Origin of the sequence: Pedobacter aquae, from assembly GCF_008195825.1 — a bacterium.
GTDB lineage: Bacteria > Bacteroidota > Bacteroidia > Sphingobacteriales > Sphingobacteriaceae > Pseudopedobacter > Pseudopedobacter aquae.
On record NZ_CP043329.1, the window covers coordinates 3,316,753 to 3,342,119 of the forward strand.

The 25,367-nt window shown below is 37.5% G+C and carries 18 protein-coding genes; 6 read left to right on the top strand and 12 right to left on the bottom strand.

Features of this window, described 5'->3' with window-relative positions:
- The first annotated feature begins 147 nt into the window (after positions 1 to 147).
- Both istA (FYC62_RS14625) and istB (FYC62_RS14630) read left to right on the top strand, forming a co-directional pair.
- A complete protein-coding gene (istA, locus tag FYC62_RS14625) occupies positions 148 to 1,698 on the top strand; it encodes an IS21 family transposase (RefSeq protein WP_039454395.1) in 1,551 nt (516 codons plus the stop codon).
- 11 nt (positions 1,699 to 1,709) lie between these two features.
- Positions 1,710 to 2,444, top strand: coding sequence for an IS21-like element helper ATPase IstB (gene istB / locus FYC62_RS14630; RefSeq protein WP_149075470.1), 735 nt, complete (start codon positions 1,710 to 1,712; stop codon positions 2,442 to 2,444).
- A 529-nt stretch (positions 2,445 to 2,973) separates the two neighbouring features.
- On the opposite strand, the gene FYC62_RS14635 is transcribed toward istB (FYC62_RS14630), so the two are convergent.
- From FYC62_RS14635 to istA (FYC62_RS14655), 4 genes are all read right to left on the bottom strand, one after another.
- Entirely contained in the window at positions 2,974 to 3,351 is a 378-nt protein-coding gene (locus tag FYC62_RS14635; RefSeq protein ID WP_149075471.1) for an RloB domain-containing protein, read from the bottom strand.
- A 201-nt stretch (positions 3,352 to 3,552) separates the two neighbouring features.
- On the bottom strand, positions 3,553 to 4,848 hold the full coding sequence (locus tag FYC62_RS14645) for an AAA family ATPase (protein WP_149075473.1): 1,296 nt from the start codon (positions 4,846 to 4,848) through the stop codon (positions 3,553 to 3,555).
- 737 nt (positions 4,849 to 5,585) lie between these two features.
- On the bottom strand, positions 5,586 to 6,335 hold the full coding sequence (gene istB, locus FYC62_RS14650; RefSeq protein ID WP_039454396.1) for an IS21-like element helper ATPase IstB: 750 nt from the start codon (positions 6,333 to 6,335) through the stop codon (positions 5,586 to 5,588).
- A gap of 11 nt (positions 6,336 to 6,346) precedes the next feature.
- Entirely contained in the window at positions 6,347 to 7,897 is a 1,551-nt protein-coding gene (gene istA, locus FYC62_RS14655) for an IS21 family transposase (protein ID WP_039454395.1), read from the bottom strand.
- A gap of 219 nt (positions 7,898 to 8,116) precedes the next feature.
- On the opposite strand from istA (FYC62_RS14655), the gene FYC62_RS14660 reads away from it, so the two are divergent.
- The 3 genes from FYC62_RS14660 to FYC62_RS14670 all read left to right on the top strand — a co-directional run bounded on the left by FYC62_RS14660 (position 8,117) and on the right by FYC62_RS14670 (position 14,652).
- Complete coding sequence (locus tag FYC62_RS14660; RefSeq protein ID WP_149075474.1) at positions 8,117 to 13,129, top strand: DUF6443 domain-containing protein; 5,013 nt, start codon at positions 8,117 to 8,119, stop codon at positions 13,127 to 13,129.
- 12 nt (positions 13,130 to 13,141) lie between these two features.
- The gene (locus FYC62_RS14665) at positions 13,142 to 13,705 is read left to right on the top strand and encodes a hypothetical protein (RefSeq protein ID WP_149075475.1); all 564 of its coding nucleotides are present in this window, start codon (positions 13,142 to 13,144) and stop codon (positions 13,703 to 13,705) included.
- Between the two features lie 368 nt (positions 13,706 to 14,073).
- Positions 14,074 to 14,652: an REP-associated tyrosine transposase gene (locus FYC62_RS14670; protein ID WP_240534754.1), complete on the top strand. Its 579-nt coding sequence runs from the start codon at positions 14,074 to 14,076 to the stop codon at positions 14,650 to 14,652.
- 235 nt (positions 14,653 to 14,887) lie between these two features.
- Here FYC62_RS14670 and FYC62_RS14675 read toward each other — a convergent pair whose 3' ends face one another.
- From FYC62_RS14675 to typA, 3 genes are all read right to left on the bottom strand, one after another.
- Positions 14,888 to 16,333, bottom strand: coding sequence for a M48 family metalloprotease (locus FYC62_RS14675; protein ID WP_149075476.1), 1,446 nt, complete (start codon positions 16,331 to 16,333; stop codon positions 14,888 to 14,890).
- 68 nt (positions 16,334 to 16,401) lie between these two features.
- Positions 16,402 to 17,079 carry an MCP four helix bundle domain-containing protein gene (locus FYC62_RS14680; protein ID WP_149075477.1) on the bottom strand — a complete coding sequence of 226 codons (678 nt, stop codon included), beginning with the start codon at positions 17,077 to 17,079 and terminating at the stop codon, positions 16,402 to 16,404.
- 110 nt (positions 17,080 to 17,189) lie between these two features.
- Complete coding sequence (gene typA / locus FYC62_RS14685) at positions 17,190 to 19,001, bottom strand: translational GTPase TypA (protein ID WP_039453407.1); 1,812 nt, start codon at positions 18,999 to 19,001, stop codon at positions 17,190 to 17,192.
- A gap of 122 nt (positions 19,002 to 19,123) precedes the next feature.
- On the opposite strand from typA, the gene FYC62_RS17720 reads away from it, so the two are divergent.
- Positions 19,124 to 19,276: a FeoB-associated Cys-rich membrane protein gene (locus FYC62_RS17720; protein ID WP_149075478.1), complete on the top strand. Its 153-nt coding sequence runs from the start codon at positions 19,124 to 19,126 to the stop codon at positions 19,274 to 19,276.
- A 49-nt stretch (positions 19,277 to 19,325) separates the two neighbouring features.
- Here FYC62_RS17720 and FYC62_RS14695 read toward each other — a convergent pair whose 3' ends face one another.
- From FYC62_RS14695 to FYC62_RS14715, 5 genes are read right to left on the bottom strand one after another with little or no spacing between them, the layout of a single operon-like run.
- Positions 19,326 to 19,649, bottom strand: a complete 324-nt coding sequence (locus FYC62_RS14695) for a heavy metal-binding domain-containing protein (protein WP_026905270.1) — start codon at positions 19,647 to 19,649, stop codon at positions 19,326 to 19,328.
- A gap of 59 nt (positions 19,650 to 19,708) precedes the next feature.
- The gene (gene ispF, locus FYC62_RS14700) at positions 19,709 to 20,188 is read right to left on the bottom strand and encodes a 2-C-methyl-D-erythritol 2,4-cyclodiphosphate synthase (RefSeq protein ID WP_149075479.1); all 480 of its coding nucleotides are present in this window, start codon (positions 20,186 to 20,188) and stop codon (positions 19,709 to 19,711) included.
- Positions 20,188 to 21,342 (bottom strand): type IX secretion system outer membrane channel protein PorV, encoded by a 1,155-nt coding sequence (porV, locus tag FYC62_RS14705; protein WP_149075480.1) that lies wholly within the window; start codon positions 21,340 to 21,342, stop codon positions 20,188 to 20,190. The genes ispF and porV overlap by 1 nt, the downstream gene beginning before the upstream one ends.
- 32 nt (positions 21,343 to 21,374) lie before the next feature.
- Entirely contained in the window at positions 21,375 to 24,848 is a 3,474-nt protein-coding gene (gene porU / locus FYC62_RS14710; protein ID WP_149075481.1) for a type IX secretion system sortase PorU, read from the bottom strand.
- Positions 24,842 to 25,114, bottom strand: coding sequence for a hypothetical protein (locus FYC62_RS14715; protein WP_205943732.1), 273 nt, complete (start codon positions 25,112 to 25,114; stop codon positions 24,842 to 24,844). Before FYC62_RS14715 ends, porU begins: the two co-directional genes overlap by 7 nt.
- Positions 25,115 to 25,367: the final 253 nt, after the last annotated feature.

Here is a 25,367-nt window from a genome sequence, read left to right on the forward strand (position 1 = left end):
GATGAAGTTGACCACCCTATTCCGATTTAACTTGACCAGTCATTCCGTTAGAAACTGACCAGTGTATTCCGCTGGAAACTGACCAGGTAAGGACGTTGAAAGATGCTGTAAGATCAAGCCTATTTTTGGGGGATTAACATCTCAGAAATGGCAAATACGACAATCAGCATGAATAAGATAAGACAAATCCTCAGGATGTCCCATCAGGGGCGCAGCATCATGTCCATTACGGTACAGAGCGGTTGTTCCCGTAATACGGTAAGGAAATACATTTCTGCCTTCAATCAGGGAGGCTTTAGCTTTGATGAGGTAAACGCCCTTAATGACAAAGAACTGGAAGACCTTTTTGGAAAGAGCAGGGAGCAGCCCCCTAGTTCTCGTATGCAAGCCCTTCAACGATGTTTCCCTGCTATGGACAAAGAACTCAAGCGTACAGGGGTAAACCGGCAAATGTTATGGGAGGCTTACCTGAAAGAATTCCCCCAAGGCTACCGTTACAGCCAGTTCTGTCTCTATTATAAGCAATGGAAGTCTCGTGTGAACCCGGTAATGCATATGGACCATAAGGCAGGCGATATGCTGTATGTTGATTTTGCCGGCCAGAAGCTGAGTTATGTAAATGAGGAAACCGGCGAAGTGATCCTAGTAGAGGTATTCGTCGCTATCCTTGGCGCCAGCCAGCTCACTTATGTAGAGGCGGTAGCAACCCAGCAGAAAGAGGACTTCATCATGGCCTGTGACCATGCCTTCCATTATATCGGAGGGGTGCCGGGAGCTATTGTGCCGGACAACCTGAAAGCGGCAGTGACCAAGAGCAGCCGTTATGAACCTCTGCTGAACGAGGCCTTTTCAGATTTTGCCGACCATTATGGCACCACAATATTGCCTGCCAGAGCCTATAAACCCCGCGATAAGGCTTTGGTAGAAGGAGCCGTCAAGATCATCTATTCCCGTGTCTATGCTCCTTTGAGGAAGATGGTTTTCCACTCCATCGAATCCTTGAATGCCGCAATAAAGATAAGCCTGGAAGAACATAACAACCAATTATTGAAAGGTCGTAACTACAGCCGGCGCCTACAGTTTGAAGAGATAGAACGGGGAGCCCTTTCTACCCTCCCTCTGATTCCCTACGAACTCAAAAAACAATGTTACGCTACGGTAATGAAGAACGGCCACGTCTGCCTAGGCATAGACAAACATTATTATAGTGTGCCATACCGCTTTATCGGGAAGAAGATAAAGCTGTTATATTCCAGATCCACAGTAGAGGCTTTCTTCCATTACGAGCGTATAGCGATACATAAACGTATCAAAAGCCCGTACAATTATAGCACCGACAAGGACCACATGGCCACCTCGCACAGGTTTGTGGCAGAATGGACACCGGAGAAGTTTCTGGGCTGGGCCTCCTCCATCCATGAGGATGTAAGGCTATATATCCTAAAAATACTGGAACGTAAACAACATCCCGAACAAGCTTATAAATCCTGTGTAGGAATACTCAGCTTTTCCAGAAAAGTAGGGAACGAGCGGCTTCAGATGGCCTGCAGAAGGGCGTTGGGCTATGGAATATACAACTATAAGACCATACAATCTATACTAGAAAACAAGATGGACAGCTATCAGGATAATCTTTTTGCGGATGAACTGCCCATGCCCAGCCATGAAAATATTAGGGGAGAAGATTATTATCAATAAACAAATAATATATGAACACCAACACTTTAGAAAAAATGAGGTCGATGAAATTCTTCGGCATGTTCCACGCTTTCAAAAGCAGCCTGGAGAGCGGGCAGACTGATGGTTATACTGGCGATGAGTTATTGGCCCACCTATTGGAAGCCGAATGGGATTACCGGCAGAACAGACGTATAGAACGACAGTTATTGTATGCCCGCTTCCGCTATAAAGCAACCATAGAGGAGATAAAGCACTATATAGAGCGAAATATCGACAGGAACCAGCTGATGCGCCTTGCCGAATGTAGCTTTATCGACCGCAATGAAAACCTGCTGATTACCGGAAGCACCGGTATCGGAAAGAGCTATGTGGCCTCAGCCATTGGACACCAGGCCTGCTTTTCAGGCTATAGAGTACTTTATGCAAGCACTCCTAAATTATTCGCTAAATTGAAGATGGCCAAGGCTGATGGATCCTATAGTAAGGAAATCCTTAAAATAGAAAGGCAACAGTTACTGATACTCGATGACTTTGGTATCCAGCCCTTTGATGCCCAAAACCGGGCAGCACTGATGGAAATCATTGAGGACAGGCATGGGAAATCCTCTATGATCATCACTTCCCAGCTTCCTGTCGGCAAATGGCATGAACTTATCGGTGAGAAAACCATTGCCGATGCAATCCTGGATCGTATCGTACATGATGCGCATAGAATGGAGCTACAGGGGGAATCGATGAGAAAAAAAGAAATCAGGAACCACTAAAAAATCACTCATAAATCTTTAAAATAATTATTACTTTTATCGAAGATCATAAGGCATCTTTCAACCCTCTTCGCCAGCTTAATCACTGGTCAGTTTGCCACGGAATTACATGGTCATTTTCATCGGAATATACAATGATCAGGTTATTCTAAGATGAGAATAGTTAGCATAGCTAAAACCACTTAAGAGTTTGATTTATTAAAAAGTGACCAAATTTTTCGTAGAGGACGTGGGGACAGTCTTGAACCCACGATACGCCAGAGAGGGAAGTATTTTTACGGAAAAGCAGATTTTCTTTGTTTTTATGTAACAAAAAGCTTTATTTCGCGTTTAAATAATTAAGAGTATACTTCGTTCTACCTCATCGGGTACGGACGATACAAATTTCAGAGGGCTAAGTGTTGGACGCACTTAGCTCTTTATTTTATATCGTTACCTCTTATTTTTGTTATCTTTTCATTCTATTTTTTTATTAATTAAACAAATTTACTAAAATTATTAGCTTTAATAAAAGCTAGTTTTCAACATCCTAACTTTTATGTAACTCTTTTAATTCTTCAAAATAATTGTACAATGCATTTATTGTAAAGTGGGGGTTTCGCTTGTAAGCAGGAAATCCCTCATGCTGCTGTTTATTTAAAATTGTCGCCCTTTCCAAGGCTAATTCTAACCTATTTTTTAATTCTTTAAAAGCATTAGTTTTGGTCTTATGATAATTGGGCATGAACTTTTTTAGATACTTTAGCGCCTCTTCTGCATTTATGAAAGCTTTCCCACAGTTTTCGAAATGCAGGATAAACCAGTGTTCGATACACATTGCGCTATAAGCGTAATGGAAACCTTGCTTTTCTATCATTTCAAAAGCTTCTTTTAACTGAGGTTTATTGTCGTGATCAAAAAAAGCCATACATCGTCATATGAATTTCGGTCTTTCTTTGCAGCAGCAGACTTTTTGATAGCTTCTAAAACAAGACTTTTGGGATCTTGTTGTTTAGCCTGACTTACATTAATTGATACAGAACGTTGCAATGCTCTTGGCAATTCCATTTGCATAGAACGGGCATAGAGATATTCGGTTATCCCTTCGCATAATATCAATATCTGCTTATTAGCCTTCAACTTCCTCCTCCTGCTGCATAGCGATTAAGAAATCAACATCATTAATAATTGGAGTAGCACCAAATCTGCCTGAAACATACCATTTATCCAATGGTGTGTTTAAACGAACACCCTCTAAATCTGAACATCTGAATAAAATACTTTCCCCTCTTTCATTTTTTTCGGTAAACCAAACCTGGTCACGTCTAAAAATATCATTGCTTAACTGTGTAATATCATGTGTGGCGAAAATAAGTTGTGCATTGTTTTTATTTAATTCCGGATGATGAAAAAGCTGGATTAAAAAGCGGGTAATGTTTGGATGCAGGTTTTTTTCTAATTCATCTACCACGAGCACACGTCCATACTCTAATGAATCTATAATTAACCCGGCCAAGGCAAAGAGATTTTTTGTACCTGTAGATTCCTGCTTAACTTCAAAAGTGTATTCGCCTACATGCTCTCCATTTTCAAATAATGGATGGGAAGTTTTAATATCATATTTGAAACGCTCCTGTATTCTTCCTTTTACCTCATCGGGAATAGCATTAGGAAATCTGAATTTATTCCAATCTGTTTCCTCTATCGTTACACCCTGAATACCCGTATCCAAAGCACAAATTAAAGCATTGAATCGTTTTGTGAATAATCCATTTTTATCTTCGGCCAGACGCTTTGCGTAGAAATTTTTCAAGTCGTCTTCCATTTCAATATCAAACACCGGATAAGCGTCTAACTGTTCTGCAAAAAATAAATAAGCCTGCATCAAAGCTTCCACATTATTTTCTGCTGCTTTAGATAAAAACAATTGGTTAGGCAACAATAGTTTTTCTATAGTCTTTTTTGCACCCTTATAATAATCCCCGAATTTTATTTCCTTATTTTGTTCTCTATAAAATAACAATGCTTTGGAATTACCTTTATAGAAATATAGCTCTTCCTGTACTATATTTAAGGTATCGTATACAACTTTATAATCATACTTTACTTTTTCCATTAAAAATGAAACCTCTAAAACAACCGGGGCATTTTGACAAGACCTATCTAATAGAAAAGGATCATATAAAAAAATTGATTTCCCTGGTTTAAAGTCAGCAGAATTTAGCACTAAAAACTCCAAAGCTCTTATAGCATTTAAAAAGCCAGACTTACCAGAAGCATTTGCGCCGTATAAAACTGCAGAATTTAAAAGCTTAAATTTAGCATGGTAGTTATTTACAAGGCCTTTAGCAGCTGTTTTGGCTAAATCTATAACTGCTCTTTCCTTGATAGACCTAAAATTAGTAACAGCAAAACTTATAAGCATATATTAAATATTTATAAGGCAAATATAAAAATAAAACAGATATAAGTTAATTTTTTGAATAAAATTTACAAAAAAAATGTTTTTATCATTTTTGTATTATGGCTATGCAGGTTAATAAATGTCTTATTATGGCATAAAAACAATGATCAATCCAAGCAGGCAAAGGCTTCTTGTGTCTAATAAAGCAGAAACTTTGATATTTAGCATGAAATGAAAGAATTTACAAGGCACAAGTATCCACATAGGCTTAGGCTACGTACTTGCGCCATTTTGGCAACTTTTTTTTTCAAGAAAAAAGTGCCTAGGGCTGGCCGCCTATGAGGCCGGAAAGCTTTGAGCGCCATAGCCTATTAGTTCATAACATCTTTGATGATTATAATTATCCGCCTCATGAGCCGGCGGGGCTCGTTCCTTTTGCGGAACCAAAATGAAGCTTTAGCGAATTCATGAATACCTTTAAAAATCAATAAAAACTAATGAATAAAGTCCTGGTCAATCCCGCAGGAGCCTTTACCGCAAAGGCTTTCCCGCAATTCAAAAACAATGATCGCTTTATTGAAGTCAAAAGTAGAAAGTAAAAAGTAAAAAGAACCTAAAATTGGATAGTTTACACTTATTGTATATTCCGATGAAAATGACCATGTAATTCCGTGGCAAACTGACCAGTGATTAAGCTGGCGAAGAGGGTTGAAAGATGCCTTATGATCTTCGATAAAAGTAATAATTATTTTAAAGATTTATGAGTGATTTTTTAGTGGTTCCTGATTTCTTTTTTTTCTCATCGATTCCCCCTGTAGCTCCATTCTATGCGCATCATGTACGATACGATCCAGGATTGCATCGGCAATGGTTTTCTCACCGATAAGTTCATGCCATTTGCCGACAGGAAGCTGGGAAGTGATGATCATAGAGGATTTCCCATGCCTGTCCTCAATGATTTCCATCAGTGCTGCCCGGTTTTGGGCATCAAAGGGCTGGATACCAAAGTCATCGAGTATCAGTAACTGTTGCCTTTCTATTTTAAGGATTTCCTTACTATAGGATCCATCAGCCTTGGCCATCTTCAATTTAGCGAATAATTTAGGAGTGCTTGCATAAAGTACTCTATAGCCTGAAAAGCAGGCCTGGTGTCCAATGGCTGAGGCCACATAGCTCTTTCCGATACCGGTGCTTCCGGTAATCAGCAGGTTTTCATTGCGGTCGATAAAGCTACATTCGGCAAGGCGCATCAGCTGGTTCCTGTCGATATTTCGCTCTATATAGTGCTTTATCTCCTCTATGGTTGCTTTATAGCGGAAGCGGGCATACAATAACTGTCGTTCTATACGTCTGTTCTGCCGGTAATCCCATTCGGCTTCCAATAGGTGGGCCAATAACTCATCGCCAGTATAACCATCAGTCTGCCCGCTCTCCAGGCTGCTTTTGAAAGCGTGGAACATGCCGAAGAATTTCATCGACCTCATTTTTTCTAAAGTGTTGGTGTTCATATATTATTTGTTTATTGATAATAATCTTCTCCCCTAATATTTTCATGGCTGGGCATGGGCAGTTCATCCGCAAAAAGATTATCCTGATAGCTGTCCATCTTGTTTTCTAGTATAGATTGTATGGTCTTATAGTTGTATATTCCATAGCCCAACGCCCTTCTGCAGGCCATCTGAAGCCGCTCGTTCCCTACTTTTCTGGAAAAGCTGAGTATTCCTACACAGGATTTATAAGCTTGTTCGGGATGTTGTTTACGTTCCAGTATTTTTAGGATATATAGCCTTACATCCTCATGGATGGAGGAGGCCCAGCCCAGAAACTTCTCCGGTGTCCATTCTGCCACAAACCTGTGCGAGGTGGCCATGTGGTCCTTGTCGGTGCTATAATTGTACGGGCTTTTGATACGTTTATGTATCGCTATACGCTCGTAATGGAAGAAAGCCTCTACTGTGGATCTGGAATATAACAGCTTTATCTTCTTCCCGATAAAGCGGTATGGCACACTATAATAATGTTTGTCTATGCCTAGGCAGACGTGGCCGTTCTTCATTACCGTAGCGTAACATTGTTTTTTGAGTTCGTAGGGAATCAGAGGGAGGGTAGAAAGGGCTCCCCGTTCTATCTCTTCAAACTGTAGGCGCCGGCTGTAGTTACGACCTTTCAATAATTGGTTGTTATGTTCTTCCAGGCTTATCTTTATTGCGGCATTCAAGGATTCGATGGAGTGGAAAACCATCTTCCTCAAAGGAGCATAGACACGGGAATAGATGATCTTGACGGCTCCTTCTACCAAAGCCTTATCGCGGGGTTTATAGGCTCTGGCAGGCAATATTGTGGTGCCATAATGGTCGGCAAAATCTGAAAAGGCCTCGTTCAGCAGAGGTTCATAACGGCTGCTCTTGGTCACTGCCGCTTTCAGGTTGTCCGGCACAATAGCTCCCGGCACCCCTCCGATATAATGGAAGGCATGGTCACAGGCCATGATGAAGTCCTCTTTCTGCTGGGTTGCTACCGCCTCTACATAAGTGAGCTGGCTGGCGCCAAGGATAGCGACGAATACCTCTACTAGGATCACTTCGCCGGTTTCCTCATTTACATAACTCAGCTTCTGGCCGGCAAAATCAACATACAGCATATCGCCTGCCTTATGGTCCATATGCATTACCGGGTTCACACGAGACTTCCATTGCTTATAATAGAGACAGAACTGGCTGTAACGGTAGCCTTGGGGGAATTCTTTCAGGTAAGCCTCCCATAACATTTGCCGGTTTACCCCTGTACGCTTGAGTTCTTTGTCCATAGCAGGGAAACATCGTTGAAGGGCTTGCATACGAGAACTAGGGGGCTGCTCCCTGCTCTTTCCAAAAAGGTCTTCCAGTTCTTTGTCATTAAGGGCGTTTACCTCATCAAAGCTAAAGCCTCCCTGATTGAAGGCAGAAATGTATTTCCTTACCGTATTACGGGAACAACCGCTCTGTACCGTAATGGACATGATGCTGCGCCCCTGATGGGACATCCTGAGGATTTGTCTTATCTTATTCATGCTGATTGTCGTATTTGCCATTTCTGAGATGTTAATCCCCCAAAAATAGGCTTGATCTTACAGCATCTTTCAACGTCCTTACCTGGTCAGTTTCCAGCGGAATACACTGGTCAGTTTCTAACGGAATGACTGGTCAAGTTAAATCGGAATAGGGTGGTCAACTTCATCGGAATCTCCAGCTGGTATGACTATGGCGATTATGTGTTGAATATCAGTCCGCTTTCCAGTGGCGGGGGTAGTATGTCAGGAGCTAGTTTATCGAATGCGATAGATTTAGGTAGCTACGGAATGGGCGGAGGCTATAATTCAAATGCACAGGATAATAGCCTATCTTGTTTTGGAGATGATTACGGTCAGCCGAATAATGATATTTATTATAAGTTTACTTTGAGTGGGACCTCTAGAGTAAGACTAGACCATTGCGGCAGCTATTTTGATACCTATATGTATTTATTAAATAGCAGTGGACAGGCGATCAGCAGTAGCGATGATGGAGGACTTTGTAATTTCATGGAGGCAAATATAGAGATCACCTTAGGAGCGGGGACTTACTATATAGTTTCCGAAGGCTCGGGTTATCATACAGGTTATATTACGACGAATATAGAGGTAGATCCGCTATCGATAGTTTATCCTAGCGGCCCGCATGTCATACAGGCAGGAGTATCGATGAGTCCTATAGTCCCTACGATAACAGGAGGTCTTCCGGTGTTTAATACCCAAAGTACGAGTACGTATGCAGGAACAGGGTATTATGGTAATTACAATGGACAATCAAACGTATCCAGTTTCTATTATCCCTGCTATACGACATTCGATGCATCCGGTAATATGTACGTAGCAGACTTTTATAACCACAAAGTTAGGAAGATAAGCGCATCAGGAGTAGTAAGTACGCTAGCAGGAAGTGGAATAGCAGGTTATCAGGATGGAGCAGGGTCAACAGCGAGATTTGTATACCCTAGTGGAGTAGCCGTAGATGCCTCGGGGAATGTATATGTTACCGACCGAGACAACCACCGGATTCGTAAGATCACACCATCAGGAGTAGTAAGTACCTTGGCGGGTAGCGGCTCGATAGGGTCAGCCAATGGAACAGGAACAGCAGCGAGCTTTAATACCCCAACAGGATTAACCATAGACCAATCAGGAAACCTATACGTATCCGATTATAGTAATCATAGAATCCGTAAGATCACACCATCAGGCGTTGTAAGTACCTATGCAGGAACGGGGAGCATGGGCTTTAGTAACGGATCAGCCTTAAGTGCAACATTCAGACGACCACATGGCTTGACGATGGATAGCCAAGGCAACCTGTATGTAGCCGACCGAGATAACTATGCGATAAGGAAGATCAGCAATACAGGAGTAGTAAGTACAATAGCAGGAGATGGAACAAGTGGCTATGCTAATGGTATAGGTACAGCTGCCCGCTTTGGCTGGCCTAATGCCGTAGCAATAGACGGTAGTGGTAATTTGTATGTAGCTGATCAGAGCAACCATATGATAAGGAAGATTACTCCGGCAGGTGAGGTAAGTACTTATGGAGGTAGCCAAACCCCGGGTTATTTGAATGGAACTAACCCAGATGTAAGGTTTAATAATCCTTACGGGGTAAGTACAGATAGTAAGGGAAATGTATATGTAGCAGACTACTTCAACCATGTGATACGAAAGATGTCATCAAGTCCATTTACAGTAACGCCAGAATTACCAGCAGGCTTAAGTATCAATGCATCAACAGGAGCTATCAGTGGGACACCGACAGCTATTTCAGCAGCGACGCAGTATACGATTAGTGGTTATGGCACAGCACCCTCCACTTTTACTTTATCAGTTGGAGCAGGCGGAGGTATTTCCCCAAGTCAAGATCAGAACTATATCTTAACGTTGACACCAAGAATAGCAGGTTATACCACAGCAGCAGCAACATATGCCGGAACGTCTGATGCAAACCAAGTGATGGCAGAAGTACAATACTTTGATGGTTTAGGTAGACCGATGCAGACCGTACAGGTTAAGGGCAGTGCCAATGCAGACAAAGACATCGTGGTACCAATAGCTTATGACCAATATGGTAGAGAGAATAAGAAATACCTTCCTTATGCCAGTACAAGCAATAATGGAAGTTATAAAACCAATCCACTTACTAGCCAGCAGAGCTATTACCAGAGCCCACCGGCCGGGGTAGTACAAACCCCAAACCCTTATGCAGAAACGATATTTGAAGCCTCGCCACTGAATAGGGTGCTGGAACAAGGAGCACCGGGAGCAGCTTGGCAGCCTGTAGCAAATAGCCAAGCAGGCCATACCCAGAAGATGGTATATAGCAGCAATGCAGCAAATGAGGTAAGACTATACAACGCAGAAGCCGTAACTACAGTAGGAGAGACGTATAAAAGAACCCTAACAGGCACAGGCTATTATGGCGCCAACCAGTTGTATAAGACGATAAGCAAGGATGAGAACTGGAGTCCAAGCCAAAGCTTTCCACAGGCAGGAACGGTAGAAGAGTATAAGGATAAGGAAGGCAGGGTAGTGTTGAAAAGAACATTCAATGAGAAGAACAATAGTCTGGAAACATTAAGCACTTACTATGTATATGACGATTTAGGTAACTTAAGTTTCGTATTACCTCCGGGAGCAGAACCAGATGCAACGAGTGTACCTAGCCAGACGACGCTGGATAATTACTGTTACCAGTACAGGTATGATGGTAGAAGGAGATTGGTAGAGAAAAGAATCCCGGGAAAAGGCTGGGAGTATATGGTGTATAATAAACTAGATCAGCTGGTGGCAAGGCAGGATGCTAATTTATTAAATGGATATTTAGTAATTTATAATATGAATAGCTCTGCCGCAAACGGATGGATATTTTATAAGTATGATGGTTTAGGAAGAGAAATTTTAACTGGCTTTTACATACCTATAAGCAATATAAATAGAGCTACACTTCAAGTTCAGGTAGATGGACAAAGTGTTTTATGGGAGACTAAAAATAGTAGTATAGCACAAACAGGTTATAGTAATAATGCTTTTCCTCAAAATAGTATTTCTTCATATTTAACTATGAGTTATTATGATGATTACAATCTGCCAGGTGGAAACCCGAGGCCATATGGAGGAGGAAGTACTATGACCAAGGGTTTACTAACAGCTACTAAAGCCAGTTGTGAATCAGGAATGTTATGGACGGTACAATACTATGATGATAAAGGACAAGTGATTAAGACCTATCGTGATTATTTGTATGGAACTTTAGGAGGAAGTAATTATGTAGAGACAGATTATACGTATAGTTTTACGGGAGAGCAAACCTCAAAAACAGAGAAATATCATAAGGTAAATGAAAGTCAAGAGCTAGTCACAATAGCAACAGCCTATACTTATGATCATGTAGGTAGGAGTAAAGAAATTAAGAAGAAAATAAGTAGCCCTAAAGATAGTTATACGGGCAGCCAAATAGTACTTTCAAAAAATAATTATAATGAGCTTGGCCAGCTAAGAACTAAAGGAATGCATTCAGAAGATCAAGGGCAAAACTTTATCCACAATACCCAGTACAGTTATAACGAAAGAGGCTGGCTAAAGCAAATCAGTTCACCCACTTTTACAGAGACCTTGGCCTATCAAGATGATATACAGAGTGTAGCAACGGCTAATTATAACGGAAACATCTCTGAGATCAGGATGAGTAGCGAAAAGACAGGAGCCAATACCAACTATTTTGCCTATGATAAGTTGAATAGACTGAATAATTCTTGGAATACGTTACTACCCACAATGAATGAGACGAATATCTCTTATGATAAAGGAGGGAATATTCTTCATTTGGAAAGAGGAAACAATACCAATATGAATTATGACTACACAGGTAATTTTTTAAATAGGATAACAGGAACACAAAAAGGCATTTCCATAGATAAATATTATTACGAAGATTATAATGGTAATACTCATTATTTTGAAGATAATTACGGTGCTGATCCTAAATCTGTCTATTATGACCATAACAATCTTCCTGTTTATATGACGGGTTCATCGGAAGCGTATCACCTTTATGACGCAAATGGAGTAAAACTATATAGTTATATATTTGGGTTATATTCAGAAGACTATACCGTATATGCAGGCTCTATAGTCTTTAAAAATTATGAGAATAATATCAGCTTTTTAAGTACGGAAGAGGGAAGGGCTGTAAGGAATCTAGATGGAAGTTACCGTTATGAATACTTTATAAAGGATCATTTAGGTAACACGCGTCAATCTATTGATAAATATAACAATACTGCCAGAGTAATACAGGAGGATAATTATTGTGCTTTCGGTTTATCAGTAAATAAATATAATTTTTCATCGGATAATAAATACCTTTATAATGGTAAAGAGAAAGTCTTTATGGAGGATTTGCAGGATAATTCTTATAATAATTTGGAATGGTATGATTACGGGGCAAGGTTCTATGATCCGGTGATTGGGAGGTGGAATGTGGTAGATCCTTTGTCGGAACAAGCTCCGAATTGGACACCATATCGATACGGGTTTAATAACCCAATCAGATATACTGATCCGACGGGAATGTTTGAACGAGAAGATATTGAAGTTGAAAAGCAAAAAAATGGAACATACAAAGTTGTTGGAGGAGAGGCTAATAATGATAGGAATATTTATGTAACAGAAAATGGCAAACGTACCGGAGAAGTCATTGGCGAAATGCTTACGGAATATTCTTTCCACCACGAAGATGGTAGTGCCGTAATTGGTGCAAATATTAATCTCAATGATAAATCCGGACAAAACTTTATGGATAATGAAATCAAGAATATAGGATTGGTTGATTATATATCAAATGCCCAAGGCAAAGAGCCTCTTGATTTTAAACATCGAGGAATGCCAAAAGGTGCGACTCCAGAAGAGCAGGGACATCATCATTATCGAGGGATGTCTTTTAACGGTAAAGTAGCATCAGCAAGGGATATAGGAAACTATGCAGCAGGTTATGTTTCAGGTAAACACGGTTTTGACTGGGGATCTTCCCGATTTACATTTGATGCTTTGCAAACCAAACAAGAAAAAGGAACTTGGAATACGATTCTTTATTATCCGTTTAATAGAGTTAGAGAAGGACAGCCAACTCAACAAGCAGAACGATCTGGTCATAACACAGGTTATTCTATTTTTAAACAACGACAATTTGAAAGACAATGGCAAAAAGCAACAACGCCATTACCAATAGGACTAAAATGGTAAAGAAATAAAGAAATGTTAGCAACAATCGTATTAGTGCTTATTGTTTTATTAATTATAAGTACCTTTCTATTCAGGGAAAAACATGTTACTTATAAGTATAAAACAGTGGGTAAGACGAAAAAAATATTATTAATAACAGCATTATGTGTTTTTATTTTTGTGATTATAAGTACATTGATGTCAGATGGGATAAGATCTTTTTACTGTCTTTCAGATGATAAATGTGTAACTGTTTGGAAAAGGGAGAATGGAGAGGTTCTGCTAATGTCAGGTAAATATAAAAGCAAAGAAATCCCTTTGGATAATTATATTAAAATAACCAATATGAATTATAGTTCTATAGTAGTTTTGTTTGTAGGTGATAAGTTGCTTGTTGATGTTGAAAATAATGCAATGGCATTACAAAAGTCTTCTAATGGTCTAATAGCATTATACAGAAATAACAAAGCTTTAAACGATAGTCTGTACACTAACTTTGATGGTAAGTATAAACGGTATAAGGAAAAGATTAATTATATTAATATAAATATTGAAGAAAATTACGCTACTGATAAAAATGACAAGAAACTCAACTAACAAAAATAGTGTTTAATAACAAAAATCCTCCTAATATGGTGCAATGAGGGTGAAGGAAAGAGGGTAAATGCTTCTTGTACTTAATAGCCCCTATCGAAGAATACGTATAATGAAATAGGTCAGTTAAAAGATAAAGAAGTACACAGTACAAATGGCAGCGCCCCACTGGTTTAAGTCTTAGCGTTTTGGGCAAAAGGTGTGGAATGACTTAAATCTTATAAACAGAAACAAAACTAAAGTACCAATATAGTGCAATTAGGGTTTAAAAACGGTTAAAAGCTTCTTATACCTAATAGCATATCAAAGAATACCCTCACTGGCGCAAGTCTTAGCGAGTAGGTAAAGCGAGAGAGCCTGACTTGTACCTCATGATTAAAGCACTAAATTTTGTAATGAGTTCAAAATATAAGTTTAACAATCCAGAGGGGATATATTTTGTTTCTTTTGCCGTTATAGGGTGGATAGATGTGTTTAGTAGACAGATTTATAGGGATTTATTTTTAGAGAGTTTAGTTTATTGCAGGAAAGAAAAGAATTTAAATATACACGCATGGGTAATCATGAGTAATCATGTTCATTTAATAATCAGTTGTAAGGCTGGATTTATTCTCTCGGATATAATGAGAGATTTAAAGAAATATACAGCATATAAAATACTGAAGGAAATTAAGGAAAGTACAACAGAAAGCAGAAAAGAGTGGATGCTGTTTTTATTTGCAAAAGCTGGCAAAGAGAATAGTAACCATACAAATTATCAGTTTTGGCGGCAAGATAATCATCCCATAGCATTAGATTTTCATAGCAATATGTTTGAACAAAGATTGGATTATATACATAACAATCCAGTAGAGGCAGGCATAGTAGAGCATGCAGCGGATTATGTTTACAGTAGTGCAAAGGATTATCAAGAAGGTAAAGGTTTAATAGAAATAGATGTATTACAGTGATGAAAGCACAAGTCAGGCTTTTGCTCTGTCTAGCCCGCTAAGACTTGCGCTAGGGCGGTATGATAATTTGGCAAGCCAGGCACAAGTATCTGATGCATATAGCTTGGGCTGTAAACTTGCGCCAAACTGGGTCGAAATGTTCTCTGAATACTCAAAAAAGGCTTCGACTCCGCTCAGCCTGACACAAAGTGATGATTTGTGACAGCCTATTTTTTGTTGGATGATTATAGCAATTTTATTCTACAACTTTAATCAGCATTCCTTTTTCAACTTTATCAGTTAATTCCATACCGTTTAAAATAGCATGTTCTTCCAGCCTGTTTGCAGCTACTTTAAAAGCTTTAAGAGCTTGTTGTAAATTAACGTTTTGTGATACCGTTTTGATACGAATGCGTTCTGCTTGCTTGTTCAATTTATCGGGATGTGATAAAGGTTTAAAACCTGTCATCGTATGTATAAAAGCACTTTTATAATTGTTAAAATTGGCAGCAGACGCAATACCGGTGATCACATAAATTTGGTTTTGATACTGGAAAAAATAGCTCAGTATCTGAATTTCTTCCTGGTTTTCTTGCTGTTGTTTGCCAGATACAGTTATAGCGGGTAAACTATTTATAGTGGTTTCAGAAGTTGTTACCACATTCAGTTGATTTTTATCAATAAAATTATCTGCAGCAGTTTGCAATACTTTCTCTTCTGCCAGTTGCATGCTTAATAAAGCACCACCATCTTCTGGAGCCATTTGTACCATTTGAGGCGTATTTTGTACATTCCACTTTGCAGGTGTTGGAAATTGAAACTTTAAAACAGGGTGGTAAAAAATATTACCCTCTTGAAAACCTTGTCGTGGATCTGGTCCATAAATTAGACCATCAATTTTTTTGAGGTAACTGTTACGGTTAATTTTAAATTGATTGGTGGCCAATTTTTCTTTCCATGCTTCGGCTAGTTCACCTACCACTACATATCTATCTCCCGGATTTGGGTGAGTAGATAAAAAATCGGGTAACATTTGATTTTCTTTGGACGATTTTCTTTCTAAAGTCTTAAAAAAAGAGGCCATTTCTTTGGCATCATAGCCAATTTTTGAGGCGTATTCTACACCTAACTCGTCTGATTCACGTTCAGCATCTCTTCCAAATTTTAAAAAAAGTAAATCTAAACCTTGTGATGCTTCATGACCAAATTTGGCTAAATCTGGAGCTATAATCATCCCGGCTAATAAGCCAAGCTGACCCAATATAGCGTTACGTTGTTGTTCTACCGAGTGGCGGGCGGCAATATGTCCTATCTCATGACCTAAAACTCCGGCAAATTCGGCTTCATTGTTAAAATGAGCCATGATACCTCTGGTAAAATAAACATAGCCACCAGGTACAGCAAAAGCATTAATGATATCAGAATCAACAATTTTAAACTCATATTTTAACTCTGGCCGATGAGAGATAGCAGCCATTTCATTGCCTTTTGTAGTGATAAATTCTTGCAGATTTTTATCCTCATATAAACCATACTGAGCAATAATTTGAGGGTCAGTCTCTTGACCTAAAGCAATTTCTTGCTCTGTAGACATTAATACGAGCTGTTTTCTGCCTGTTACAGGGTTTTCTGAACAGGCGTTGATTAGAAGTAAAATAGTAAAGCTGATTAAATAGAGAAATTTCTTAAAGGTATTAATCATAAGTGTTTTTTATAAAAGCTTTTTTGCAAAATTAATACCATTAGATTATTTTTAAACCTTGATTCTCATCAATTAAGATTAAACTTTTCTCTCTTTAATAATACCTGCTTATCTGTAAGGATAAGTATCATGATGATTAAGCCTAGAATTATGGCAATAAAGAGTTGTAATTTGGTGATGAAAGAGGAACTGGCTTGGCTTTTTCTAGACTCGGCCATGAGCTCTTTACCTACCTGTGTTTGTACCTGTGTAAGCTGCATTAAGTCTTTGTTGAGTTCATCATAAACAAAAATAGTGCGGTTTAAGTAGATGCTTTTTGCTTTTTCTTTATCTGTTAAAGAAGTAATAATTAAAGCTTGCTCTTCTTTTCTAAAGTCTTGTAAGTTTTTTTTTAAGTGAGCCAGGTAATTGGTTTCTGTTTTTACCAAAAAGGTGTTTTCATACTTGTTAATTAAGGTATCTAATTTAGCATCTGTTGCTTTCAAATATTTCGTTACAGCTTGTTGGCTAACATTATCTCTAAATAAGAAACTAAATAATTGTTGTCTTTTGTTTTGTATGTGGTTGGCTATCGTGTATAAATCAACAGCTGGTATTAACCTGTCTTCGTAAATAGAATTAAATGATTTGGCTATTTTATTGATGTTGTAAGATTCTACTAAACTTAGGATGATACTAAAAAACATCATGATGGCTAACGCTATAGCCAAACGTATCTTCCTTTGTATTGCAAAAGCTAGTTTCATAATTTTTGGGTTTCATTTTCAAGATACTGAATTTTAATAAAAGAAACCTTTATAAAGCAAAAAAGGGTTATCTGAAAAACAGATAACCCTTTTTTATACATTTTAGAAGATTATTGATTCACAAACTTCTTAGCATTTATTTTACGCTCATTCTCTGTTAAGTAGATTTTACGTAAACGTATATTTTGTGGTGTAACTTCGATATACTCATCTGCTTGGATATACTCCATACACTCTTCTAAAGAGAATTTAATAGCAGGAGCAATTCTTACGTTATCATCACTTCCAGAGGCTCTCATGTTGGTTAACTGTTTACCTTTGGTTACGTTGATAACTAAATCGTTGTCACGGATGTGCTCACCTAAGATTTGACCTTCATAAATATCAACACCTGGATCAACAAAGAAACGTCCTCTATCTTGTAATTTATCAATAGCATAAGCAGTTGTTAAACCTTTATCCATAGAGATTAATACACCATTAGAACGTCCAGGGATTGTACCTTTCCATGCCTCGTAAGCTTTGAAACGGTGTGCCATAATAGCTTCACCAGCCGTTGCAGTTAAAACGTTATTACGTAAACCAATGATACCTCTTGAAGGGATTTCAAACTCTAAGTGTTGTAAATCGCCTTTAGGCTCCATAATTAATAACTCACCTTTACGTTGTGTAACCAGCTCGATAACTTTACCAGCAACATCACCCGGTACATCAACAATTAGAATTTCAATAGGCTCGCATTTAACACCATCAATTTCTTTAACGATAACTTGTGGCTGGCCTACTTGTAATTCGTAACCTTCACGACGCATAGTTTCTATCAAAACTGATAAATGGAGAATACCACGACCATAAACTAAATAAGCATCTGGTAAATCAGTTTCTACTACACGTAGCGCTAAGTTTTTCTCTAATTCTTTGTGTAAACGCTCTCTTAAACGTTGTGAAGTAACAAATTTACCTTCTTTACCAAAGAAAGGCGAGTTATTGATGGTAAACAACATGTTCATTGTTGGCTCATCAATGCTGATTACTTCTAATTGCTCCGGATTTTCGAAATCGGCAATGGTATCACCAATATCAAAACCATCTATACCTACAACAGCGCAAATATCACCAGAAGAAACAGAAGAAACTTTAACTTTTCCTAATCCTTCAAAAGTGTATAATTCTTTAATTCTTGATTTTACAACTTTGCCATCGCGTTTAACTAAAGACACAGGCATGTTTTCTTTAATGGTACCGCGGGCTACTCTACCAATGGCAATACGACCTACGAAAGAAGAATAATCTAAAGAGGTAATTTGCATTTGTAAAGTACCTTCTTGTACGGGTGCCGGAGGAATATTTGCTAAAATAGCATCCATTAAAGGGAAAATATTGTCCGTTTGTTCTTTCCAGTCTGTATTCATCCAACCTTGTTTAGAAGAACCATAGATAACAGGGAAGTCTAATTGCTCTTCTGTAGCTTCAAGGTTAAAGAATAACTCGAAAATTTGCTCATAAACCTCTTCAGGTCGGCAATTTTCTTTATCAACTTTGTTTACCACAACAATAGGTTTTAAACCTAATGCTAAAGCCTTTTGGGTTACGAAACGAGTTTGAGGCATTGCACCTTCAAAAGCATCGCAAAGTAATAATACACCATCGGCCATTTTAAGAACACGCTCTACTTCACCGCCAAAATCAGCGTGACCAGGAGTGTCAATGATATTAATTTTAACGTCTTTATACTGAACAGAAACGTTTTTTGAAACGATGGTAATACCACGCTCACGCTCTAAATCGTTGTTATCTAAAATTAATTCTCCAGTTGATTCGTTATCTCTAAAGATAGAACAAGAATGTAAAATTTTGTCAACCAAGGTAGTTTTTCCGTGGTCAACGTGAGCGATAATCGCTATATTTCTAATGTTTTGCATGCAAAAAATGCTTAAAAAAATTTTTGCAAAGGTATGATTTTAAATCGGTAATTTAAGCACATGGCTATCGTGAAAATTAGATGACGATTAAAACTTAACAAAACCTTAACTTTGAGCTTGTTATGGATACACAAACGATATTGGTTTTTGCACTGTTTTTAATAGCAGTTATTTATGTTGTAAGGCTTGTTTATAGAAGTTTTAATACCAAAACAAGTTGTGGTAGTAGCTGTAAATGTGGGGTTGATTTTTCTAAGATAGATGTGGAAAAATAAAAGCCAATGATTTATCATTATCGGCTTTCAAAAAAAGAATTTTTAAGGTTTAATCCTCTATAATTACTGCTGTACCACTAGCAGAAACCATAAGCATACTGCCAGAAGCACCCATAGTTTCATAATCTAAATCTACACCCAGTATAGCATTTGCACCAAGTTTAGCTGCGTAATCTTGCATTTCTGCTAAGGCTATGTTTTTAGCTTCTCTCAAGCCTTCTTCATAAGAGCCAGATCTTCCGCCAACGATATCTCTTATACCTGCAAAAAAGTCTTTTACAATGTTGGCGCCTATAATAGCCTCGCCACTAACTATACCTATATACTTAACTACTTTTTTTCCGTCTATGTGTGATGTTGTTGTTACGATCATATTTTCCAAGTTTTATATAGATGAGACTCTTATCAGGTCTTTTTGTTACAAAAAGCCGATTATTTTTTCTCTATTAAACAAACCGCATAAGCTACAACACCTTCTTCTCTTCCAATAAAGCCCATGGTTTCGTTGGTGGTAGCTTTTATAGAAATGTCTTCTTCATCGCAACCCATGGCTTGTGCAATGTTTTTTTTCATCTCAGGCACATGAGGGTTTATTTTTGGAGCTTCTAAGCATAGCATAGCATCTACATTACCAAGGGTAAAGCCTTTTTCGCCTATTAACCTTACACATTCTGTTAATAAAATTAAACTGCTGATACCTCTCCATCTTTCATCAGTATTTTTGAAATGATGGCCAATATCACGAAGGCTGGCTGCGCCTAAAAGGGCATCGCAAATGGCGTGGACTAAGACATCAGCATCAGAATGGCCGAAGGCACCTTTATGGTGTTCTAATTTTACGCCGCCTAAAATAAAAGGATGTTGATCTTTTAATTGGTGAACATCAAAACCAAAACCTACTTTTATTTTCATTACTTAGCCGCTCCTGATTCTCCAAAGTTTAATGATAATGAAAACCTAAGGGTATTTGCCATAGGAGATCTTTGTTGATTTGCTAACACATAAGAAAAATCAATATTCACAATATTATATTTTAAGCCAGCTCCTAAAGTTAAGTAGCTTCTATTTCCTTTGTTAGGGTTTTCATAAAAATAACCAGCTCTAAGTGCAAACTGCTTATTATACCAGTATTCTAAACCTGTTGAATAGATAATTTCTTGTAATTCTTCTGAAAAACCACCCTGAGCATCGTTAAAAGAACCAAAAATACCAGCAGGTACAGATTTGGTGCTATTAGGTTCTGAGGGTACTAAAAGTTTATTGATGTCTAAAGAAACAGTAAAATCGCTATACTCATCTAAATGTATGGTTGATGCACCACCTAAACGTAAATTGGTAGGCATAAATATTCCAGGAGCATTATCAGAATAGCTCATTTTTGTACCGATGTTAGAAATATTAAGTCCGGCTGCTAGTGTAGCTTCCTTACCAAACATAGGTCTTCTATCGCTTTTGTAATAAGCAGAAATATCTGCCGCTAAACCGGTTGCTGCTCTATTTTGGCTACCGTCAACAATACCGTTATTAGAGATGTTTGAGAATACAAATCTTAAAGCTGTACCTAAAGAGAAGTTTTCGCCAAAAGAACGGGCCAAACTGGCGTCTATAGCTAATTCATTTGGGTTGTAAAGGCCAATTTGTGTTCCAGTACCATCTGTAAGTTGTATGTCTCCGTAAGAAAAATATCTTAAAGAACCACCTATCACATTTCTTTCATCTAAACGGAAAAAGCCATTTAAATAGGCCATGTTTATGTCTGGTACTAGCCTTTGTAACCATGGGCTGTAAGAAGCAGAGAAACCATATTTATCTGTTAAAAATGCTAGTTTTGATGGGTTCCAGTGTGTAGCATTTACATCTGGAAGTGTAGCTACACCGGTTTCTCCCATTGCTCCGGCTCTAGCATCAGGAGAAATTAATAGGAATGGTACTGCTGTTGTGATAATATTGCCAATTCTACCATCAATTGCTTCATTAGGAGGCGGAGTTGTACCACCAGACTGAGCATATCCAAACTTTGTAACTAGGGTACTTAATATCAGGATGAGATATTTATTAATTTTCATTTTTTAAAGCTAAAATTTCTTGTTAAAGTTAATTAAAGGATGACTATTTTTTCTGTTTTTTTCGCTGTTTCTCCAGTAAAATTAGAGCGCACTTTTAATTCGTATATGTAAACGCCCCTGCCAATTTTATCTCCAAAATTATCTTTGGCATCCCAAAATATGTCGTTAACGCGGTTTCCAGTGCTTATTACAGTTTGATTTATTGTTTTAATCAGCTTGCCTGCAATAGTATAAATATTTACTTGTACATCCAAATCCTCATTAGGGTGGTTATGTTCAAATTGAAAATTGGTTTTGGTTGTAAAAGGATTAGGATAATTTAATACATGTGCTAGCTCTAATTTATCAGAATTTTTGACTTCAAAATCTATTATTTGTTCCGATGAATTGTTAAATGTATCCCAAGCTTTTAATTTTAAGCTATAAATCCCAGGCTTTAGATTTTCTAATGGATATTTGATACTGCCAGATTGATAGGAATCTGTTTTTGCTTGGTACCAATCATTTAAAATGATGCTGGTACTTTCATTATTATAAGTTAAAGTGGCAACAATATCATGCCCTATGCCAATACCAGTGGTATTGATACCGCTTTCATCATTTAAATTGACTAATAAAAATGGGGAGCTATTGGTGATGCCGCCCGAAACAAACTTTTCATCGTTTAAGAAAAGGGCTATTTTAGGGCCTGTATCATCGTCATTTTGGGTATCAGCCAAACCACCAATTATTATATTATTGAGATTTCCGGTAGCATCTATTTGCTGATTTTCTGCATAATAGCTTATTTTTCCTTCGCCATATTGAAGGTTTATATCTTTTGGCACAATAAACTCGAAACTAAATTGCCCATTTCTTACACTGGCTTTCCCTTTGTAAATGATGTTGGTTTGGGTTTTAAATGCTTGTGCTGTACTTCCAAATAGGCCGGGGTCTTGTCCTAATGTAGTTACAGAGGTTGCTTTATCATAAATTACCGGATAAATGGTACCGTTGAAAGCGTTTAATACAGCTTGATTTGGAGCAACAACTTGCCCGGTTATTTTAACTTTTTGCAAGGCTTTTAAGGTGTCTAGGTTGCTTATTGATTTTTCGTTAACGCTTAAAGTATTCACTTTATTGTAAGGGATAGGAAATAAAGTTGAAGGATCTCCTAAAAGGGTAAAATTTCTGGAGTTGATATTTAAACCTCCAATATTATTATTCTTGGCCAATCTAAAAACTTCGCCAAAGCTTATTTTTCTGTTTTGCGCTGCTGCCTGACTTAAAGCTATCAAAAAGCTTTGGTTTAAATCAAAATTATAAGAGGCAAAAACAATTCTGGTAGTGGTAAATAGCGCTATAGCGCCATGCTTTTCTTTTTTTAATAATAATTCTCCGGCAGAACGCACCAATGGGTCATCCCATCGGCTAAAAGAACAAGTTGCAGTAAAAATGATGGGTAAATGGGTATTATCCCAATTATTAATATCATCAACAGTTAAAATTCTTTCTGCAGCTAAACCTCCCTCGCCACCATGCCCAGTATAATTCATAAGCATAACGCCATTATTTAATATGTTATCAATAGCTTTTTTAACATCCGGATAACGGCTTCCTGAAGCGGTGCTTTCTTGTTTATAAGCATCAAAATATATTTTATGAATATTAAAATCTGGTTTTTGTTGGATAAGGATATTGGCATTTGCTTCAGCCTGATTGAGATGGATATTAGCATCTTCGTCATCTGCCAAAATAGCTATTTGATTGCGCCAGCTTCCTAATTGGGTATTTTGTGTGTAATAAATAAGTTTATCTACCACATCTTTAGCTTCTTTTAAAGATGCAACTGGTAGTCGGCCTACATTAATATCTAGTAAACCAGCAGCATCAACAAAATTCTCTGGAAAATTACCTTCATCATCATCTAATAGAGCAAAATAATCATCAGAAGTATAGCTTTGCGTTGGCGATAAGGAATTTCTTGATTGGTAAGTGACAATGAAATTATGGTTGTTAAACTTGATGTTTCTATTGTCAAAACTACCGCTTCCAAAAAGCAATAAATGTTTGGGTAAATTGTTGGCACTAGCTTTTTTATAAAGCATCCTCATGAAATCTCTTATGGCGGTAGCATCTCTCGCCCCTGATGAAAATTCGTTATAAATTTGTTCTGGCGTAACAATATGACTTCTAATATTTTGTTCTGCTAGCCTAAAATCTGCCAGTCTTTTAGCTTCTGATAAAAATTCTGGTGGCGATACAATGATCATATCATTTGGGGCCAAGGCATGTAAATTTTGGTTTGCTACCTTTTTTATGAATTTTGGTTCTTGAGCACTTTGCACATCAAACAACAAAAATTCTTTTAAGTTAGGTGTAGGGTAAATGAAAGAATTGGGGCTATTATCAATAGCAATTGGGGCCAAGGGATTAGTGATATCCCAAATTTCTTTTCCTGTTAAATTTCCAGAAAAGTTAAATTGTGTAATTCTGTTGAGCCCGGTTGATGAAATATCTCTAAACCTAAGCCAATTACCTGCTTTTAAATCTTTTGTACAGCTAAATCTGATATAGTTTAGCCAAGCATTGGCCAAAGAATTGGGTTTATTATAGCTTATACTTACCGATAAATTATTGCTATTGGGTAAAAAAGAGAAAGATTGATGTGCGGGAGCAGCATAATCAGTATCAAAATTTAAAGGAACAGCATTTGCATTTAAAGTAGCCCTTGTTTGGTTATTAATTCTTAATTCTGCTGCCGAGTTTTGACTGGCTCTTATGGCCATATCGGCCTCGATATAAACAGAATCGGTAATTTTTATTCCATCCAGATTAAAACTGAAATTTTGGTTATTGTTAAATTCAAAATCTTCTCCGTACCACTCTCTGCCCGATTTTAAATTTTCCATGATAGCCGTATAATTTTCTCGCTCATGAAGCTGTACATCGGTATAAGAAGAAGTATTATAATTTGGGTTTTGATTAAGGTAAGATTGCTTAATGATACGTTTTCCATTATTCCCTTCTATATTGATGAAGTAAAAAGAAGAATCAGAATAATGATTTCTATGATGGATAAATTTTTGAGTTTGTGCGTTAAATTCCCAATGAACATTCCCCTCGGCATAAAATAAAACATAATCCTGAGGGTCAAATTTGCCATCTTCTTCACCTATAACTTTTATGGCATTTTCAAATAAATCATCTTGTCGGGCAGCATTATTTTCTTGCGCTAAAGCCCTACCTCCGTTACCAAATATTTTAATAAAACGAGGGTTTAGCTGGTCTACAGCTATGCCTATATTTCTTAAAAAGTTATAATCTAGTTTGTAAAGTCCTTCATTTTTGAGTCCAATTTTATACCAATTACCGGTAGCTAAAACCGAATTGCTGGCTAGACTTAGCTTTAAATTATTGGTTTTTTGAGCTTGAAAATTAACTGCTTTACTGCCTAAAATGATTTCATATTCTAGCAGCTGATAAACATCATTAGCGCTTTTAAAAAGTGGCAATATATTTACCATGAGCCAAAGCTTTTTTGTTCTTCAACTACTTGATAATCAAACCAAATATTTTGCTCAATTTTGGCTATTTGCAGGCTGTTAAATTGCTTTGACAGTTGAGTTTGCAGAGGTTTTACATGAACCGAAATTTGAGCAGATTGTACCGGAATTTTTAAGTGAACAAGTGGTAAATCGGCAAATTGTTCTGGTAAATATCTCGGAAACTCTAAGTTTATAGAAGATTTTACGGTATTACTCTTGGGTTGGAAGTAGCTCCAATCAACCATTTTTTTTATACTATTATTTTGCGCCTTAAGCTGATAAGGAATAAGAAGCAAAAGGATAATAAACTTAAGTAGTTGATTAATAGCGATTTTCAATCTTAAATAAATATTTATAAATTATGTAACTTTAAAACTTTAAACTTCGTTTTAATAGCTAAAAATAGGGAAACTACAGCTTAATCTTTATAGTAAGTAAAATTAATCATCTTGATTAAGATAATTTATTATTTTTAAGCTTTGAAAATTTAATAATCGC

Bases quoted from the DNA above. Each gene is read 5' to 3' on its own strand.
- FYC62_RS14695 (WP_026905270.1), bottom strand. From the start codon at position 19,649: ATGATCGTAACAACAACATCACACATAGACGGAAAAAAAGTAGTTAAG.
- porV (WP_149075480.1), bottom strand. From the start codon at position 21,342: ATGAAAATTAATAAATATCTCATCCTGATATTAAGTACCCTAGTTACA.
- FYC62_RS17720 (WP_149075478.1), top strand. From the start codon at position 19,124: ATGGATACACAAACGATATTGGTTTTTGCACTGTTTTTAATAGCAGTT.
- istA (WP_039454395.1), bottom strand. From the start codon at position 7,897: ATGGCAAATACGACAATCAGCATGAATAAGATAAGACAAATCCTCAGG.
- FYC62_RS14675 (WP_149075476.1), bottom strand. From the start codon at position 16,333: ATGATTAATACCTTTAAGAAATTTCTCTATTTAATCAGCTTTACTATT.
- FYC62_RS14670 (WP_240534754.1), top strand. From the start codon at position 14,074: ATGATTAAAGCACTAAATTTTGTAATGAGTTCAAAATATAAGTTTAAC.
- porU (WP_149075481.1), bottom strand. From the start codon at position 24,848: ATGGTAAATATATTGCCACTTTTTAAAAGCGCTAATGATGTTTATCAG.
- FYC62_RS14645 (WP_149075473.1), bottom strand. From the start codon at position 4,848: ATGCTTATAAGTTTTGCTGTTACTAATTTTAGGTCTATCAAGGAAAGA.
- typA (WP_039453407.1), bottom strand. From the start codon at position 19,001: ATGCAAAACATTAGAAATATAGCGATTATCGCTCACGTTGACCACGGA.
- FYC62_RS14715 (WP_205943732.1), bottom strand. From the start codon at position 25,114: ATGGTTGATTGGAGCTACTTCCAACCCAAGAGTAATACCGTAAAATCT.
- FYC62_RS14665 (WP_149075475.1), top strand. From the start codon at position 13,142: ATGTTAGCAACAATCGTATTAGTGCTTATTGTTTTATTAATTATAAGT.
- FYC62_RS14680 (WP_149075477.1), bottom strand. From the start codon at position 17,079: ATGAAACTAGCTTTTGCAATACAAAGGAAGATACGTTTGGCTATAGCG.
- FYC62_RS14660 (WP_149075474.1), top strand. From the start codon at position 8,117: ATGTCAGGAGCTAGTTTATCGAATGCGATAGATTTAGGTAGCTACGGA.
- istB (WP_039454396.1), bottom strand. From the start codon at position 6,335: ATGAACACCAACACTTTAGAAAAAATGAGGTCGATGAAATTCTTCGGC.
- istA (WP_039454395.1), top strand. From the start codon at position 148: ATGGCAAATACGACAATCAGCATGAATAAGATAAGACAAATCCTCAGG.
- ispF (WP_149075479.1), bottom strand. From the start codon at position 20,188: ATGAAAATAAAAGTAGGTTTTGGTTTTGATGTTCACCAATTAAAAGAT.
- FYC62_RS14635 (WP_149075471.1), bottom strand. From the start codon at position 3,351: ATGGCTTTTTTTGATCACGACAATAAACCTCAGTTAAAAGAAGCTTTT.
- istB (WP_149075470.1), top strand. From the start codon at position 1,710: ATGAACACCAACACTTTAGAAAAAATGAGGTCGATGAAATTCTTCGGC.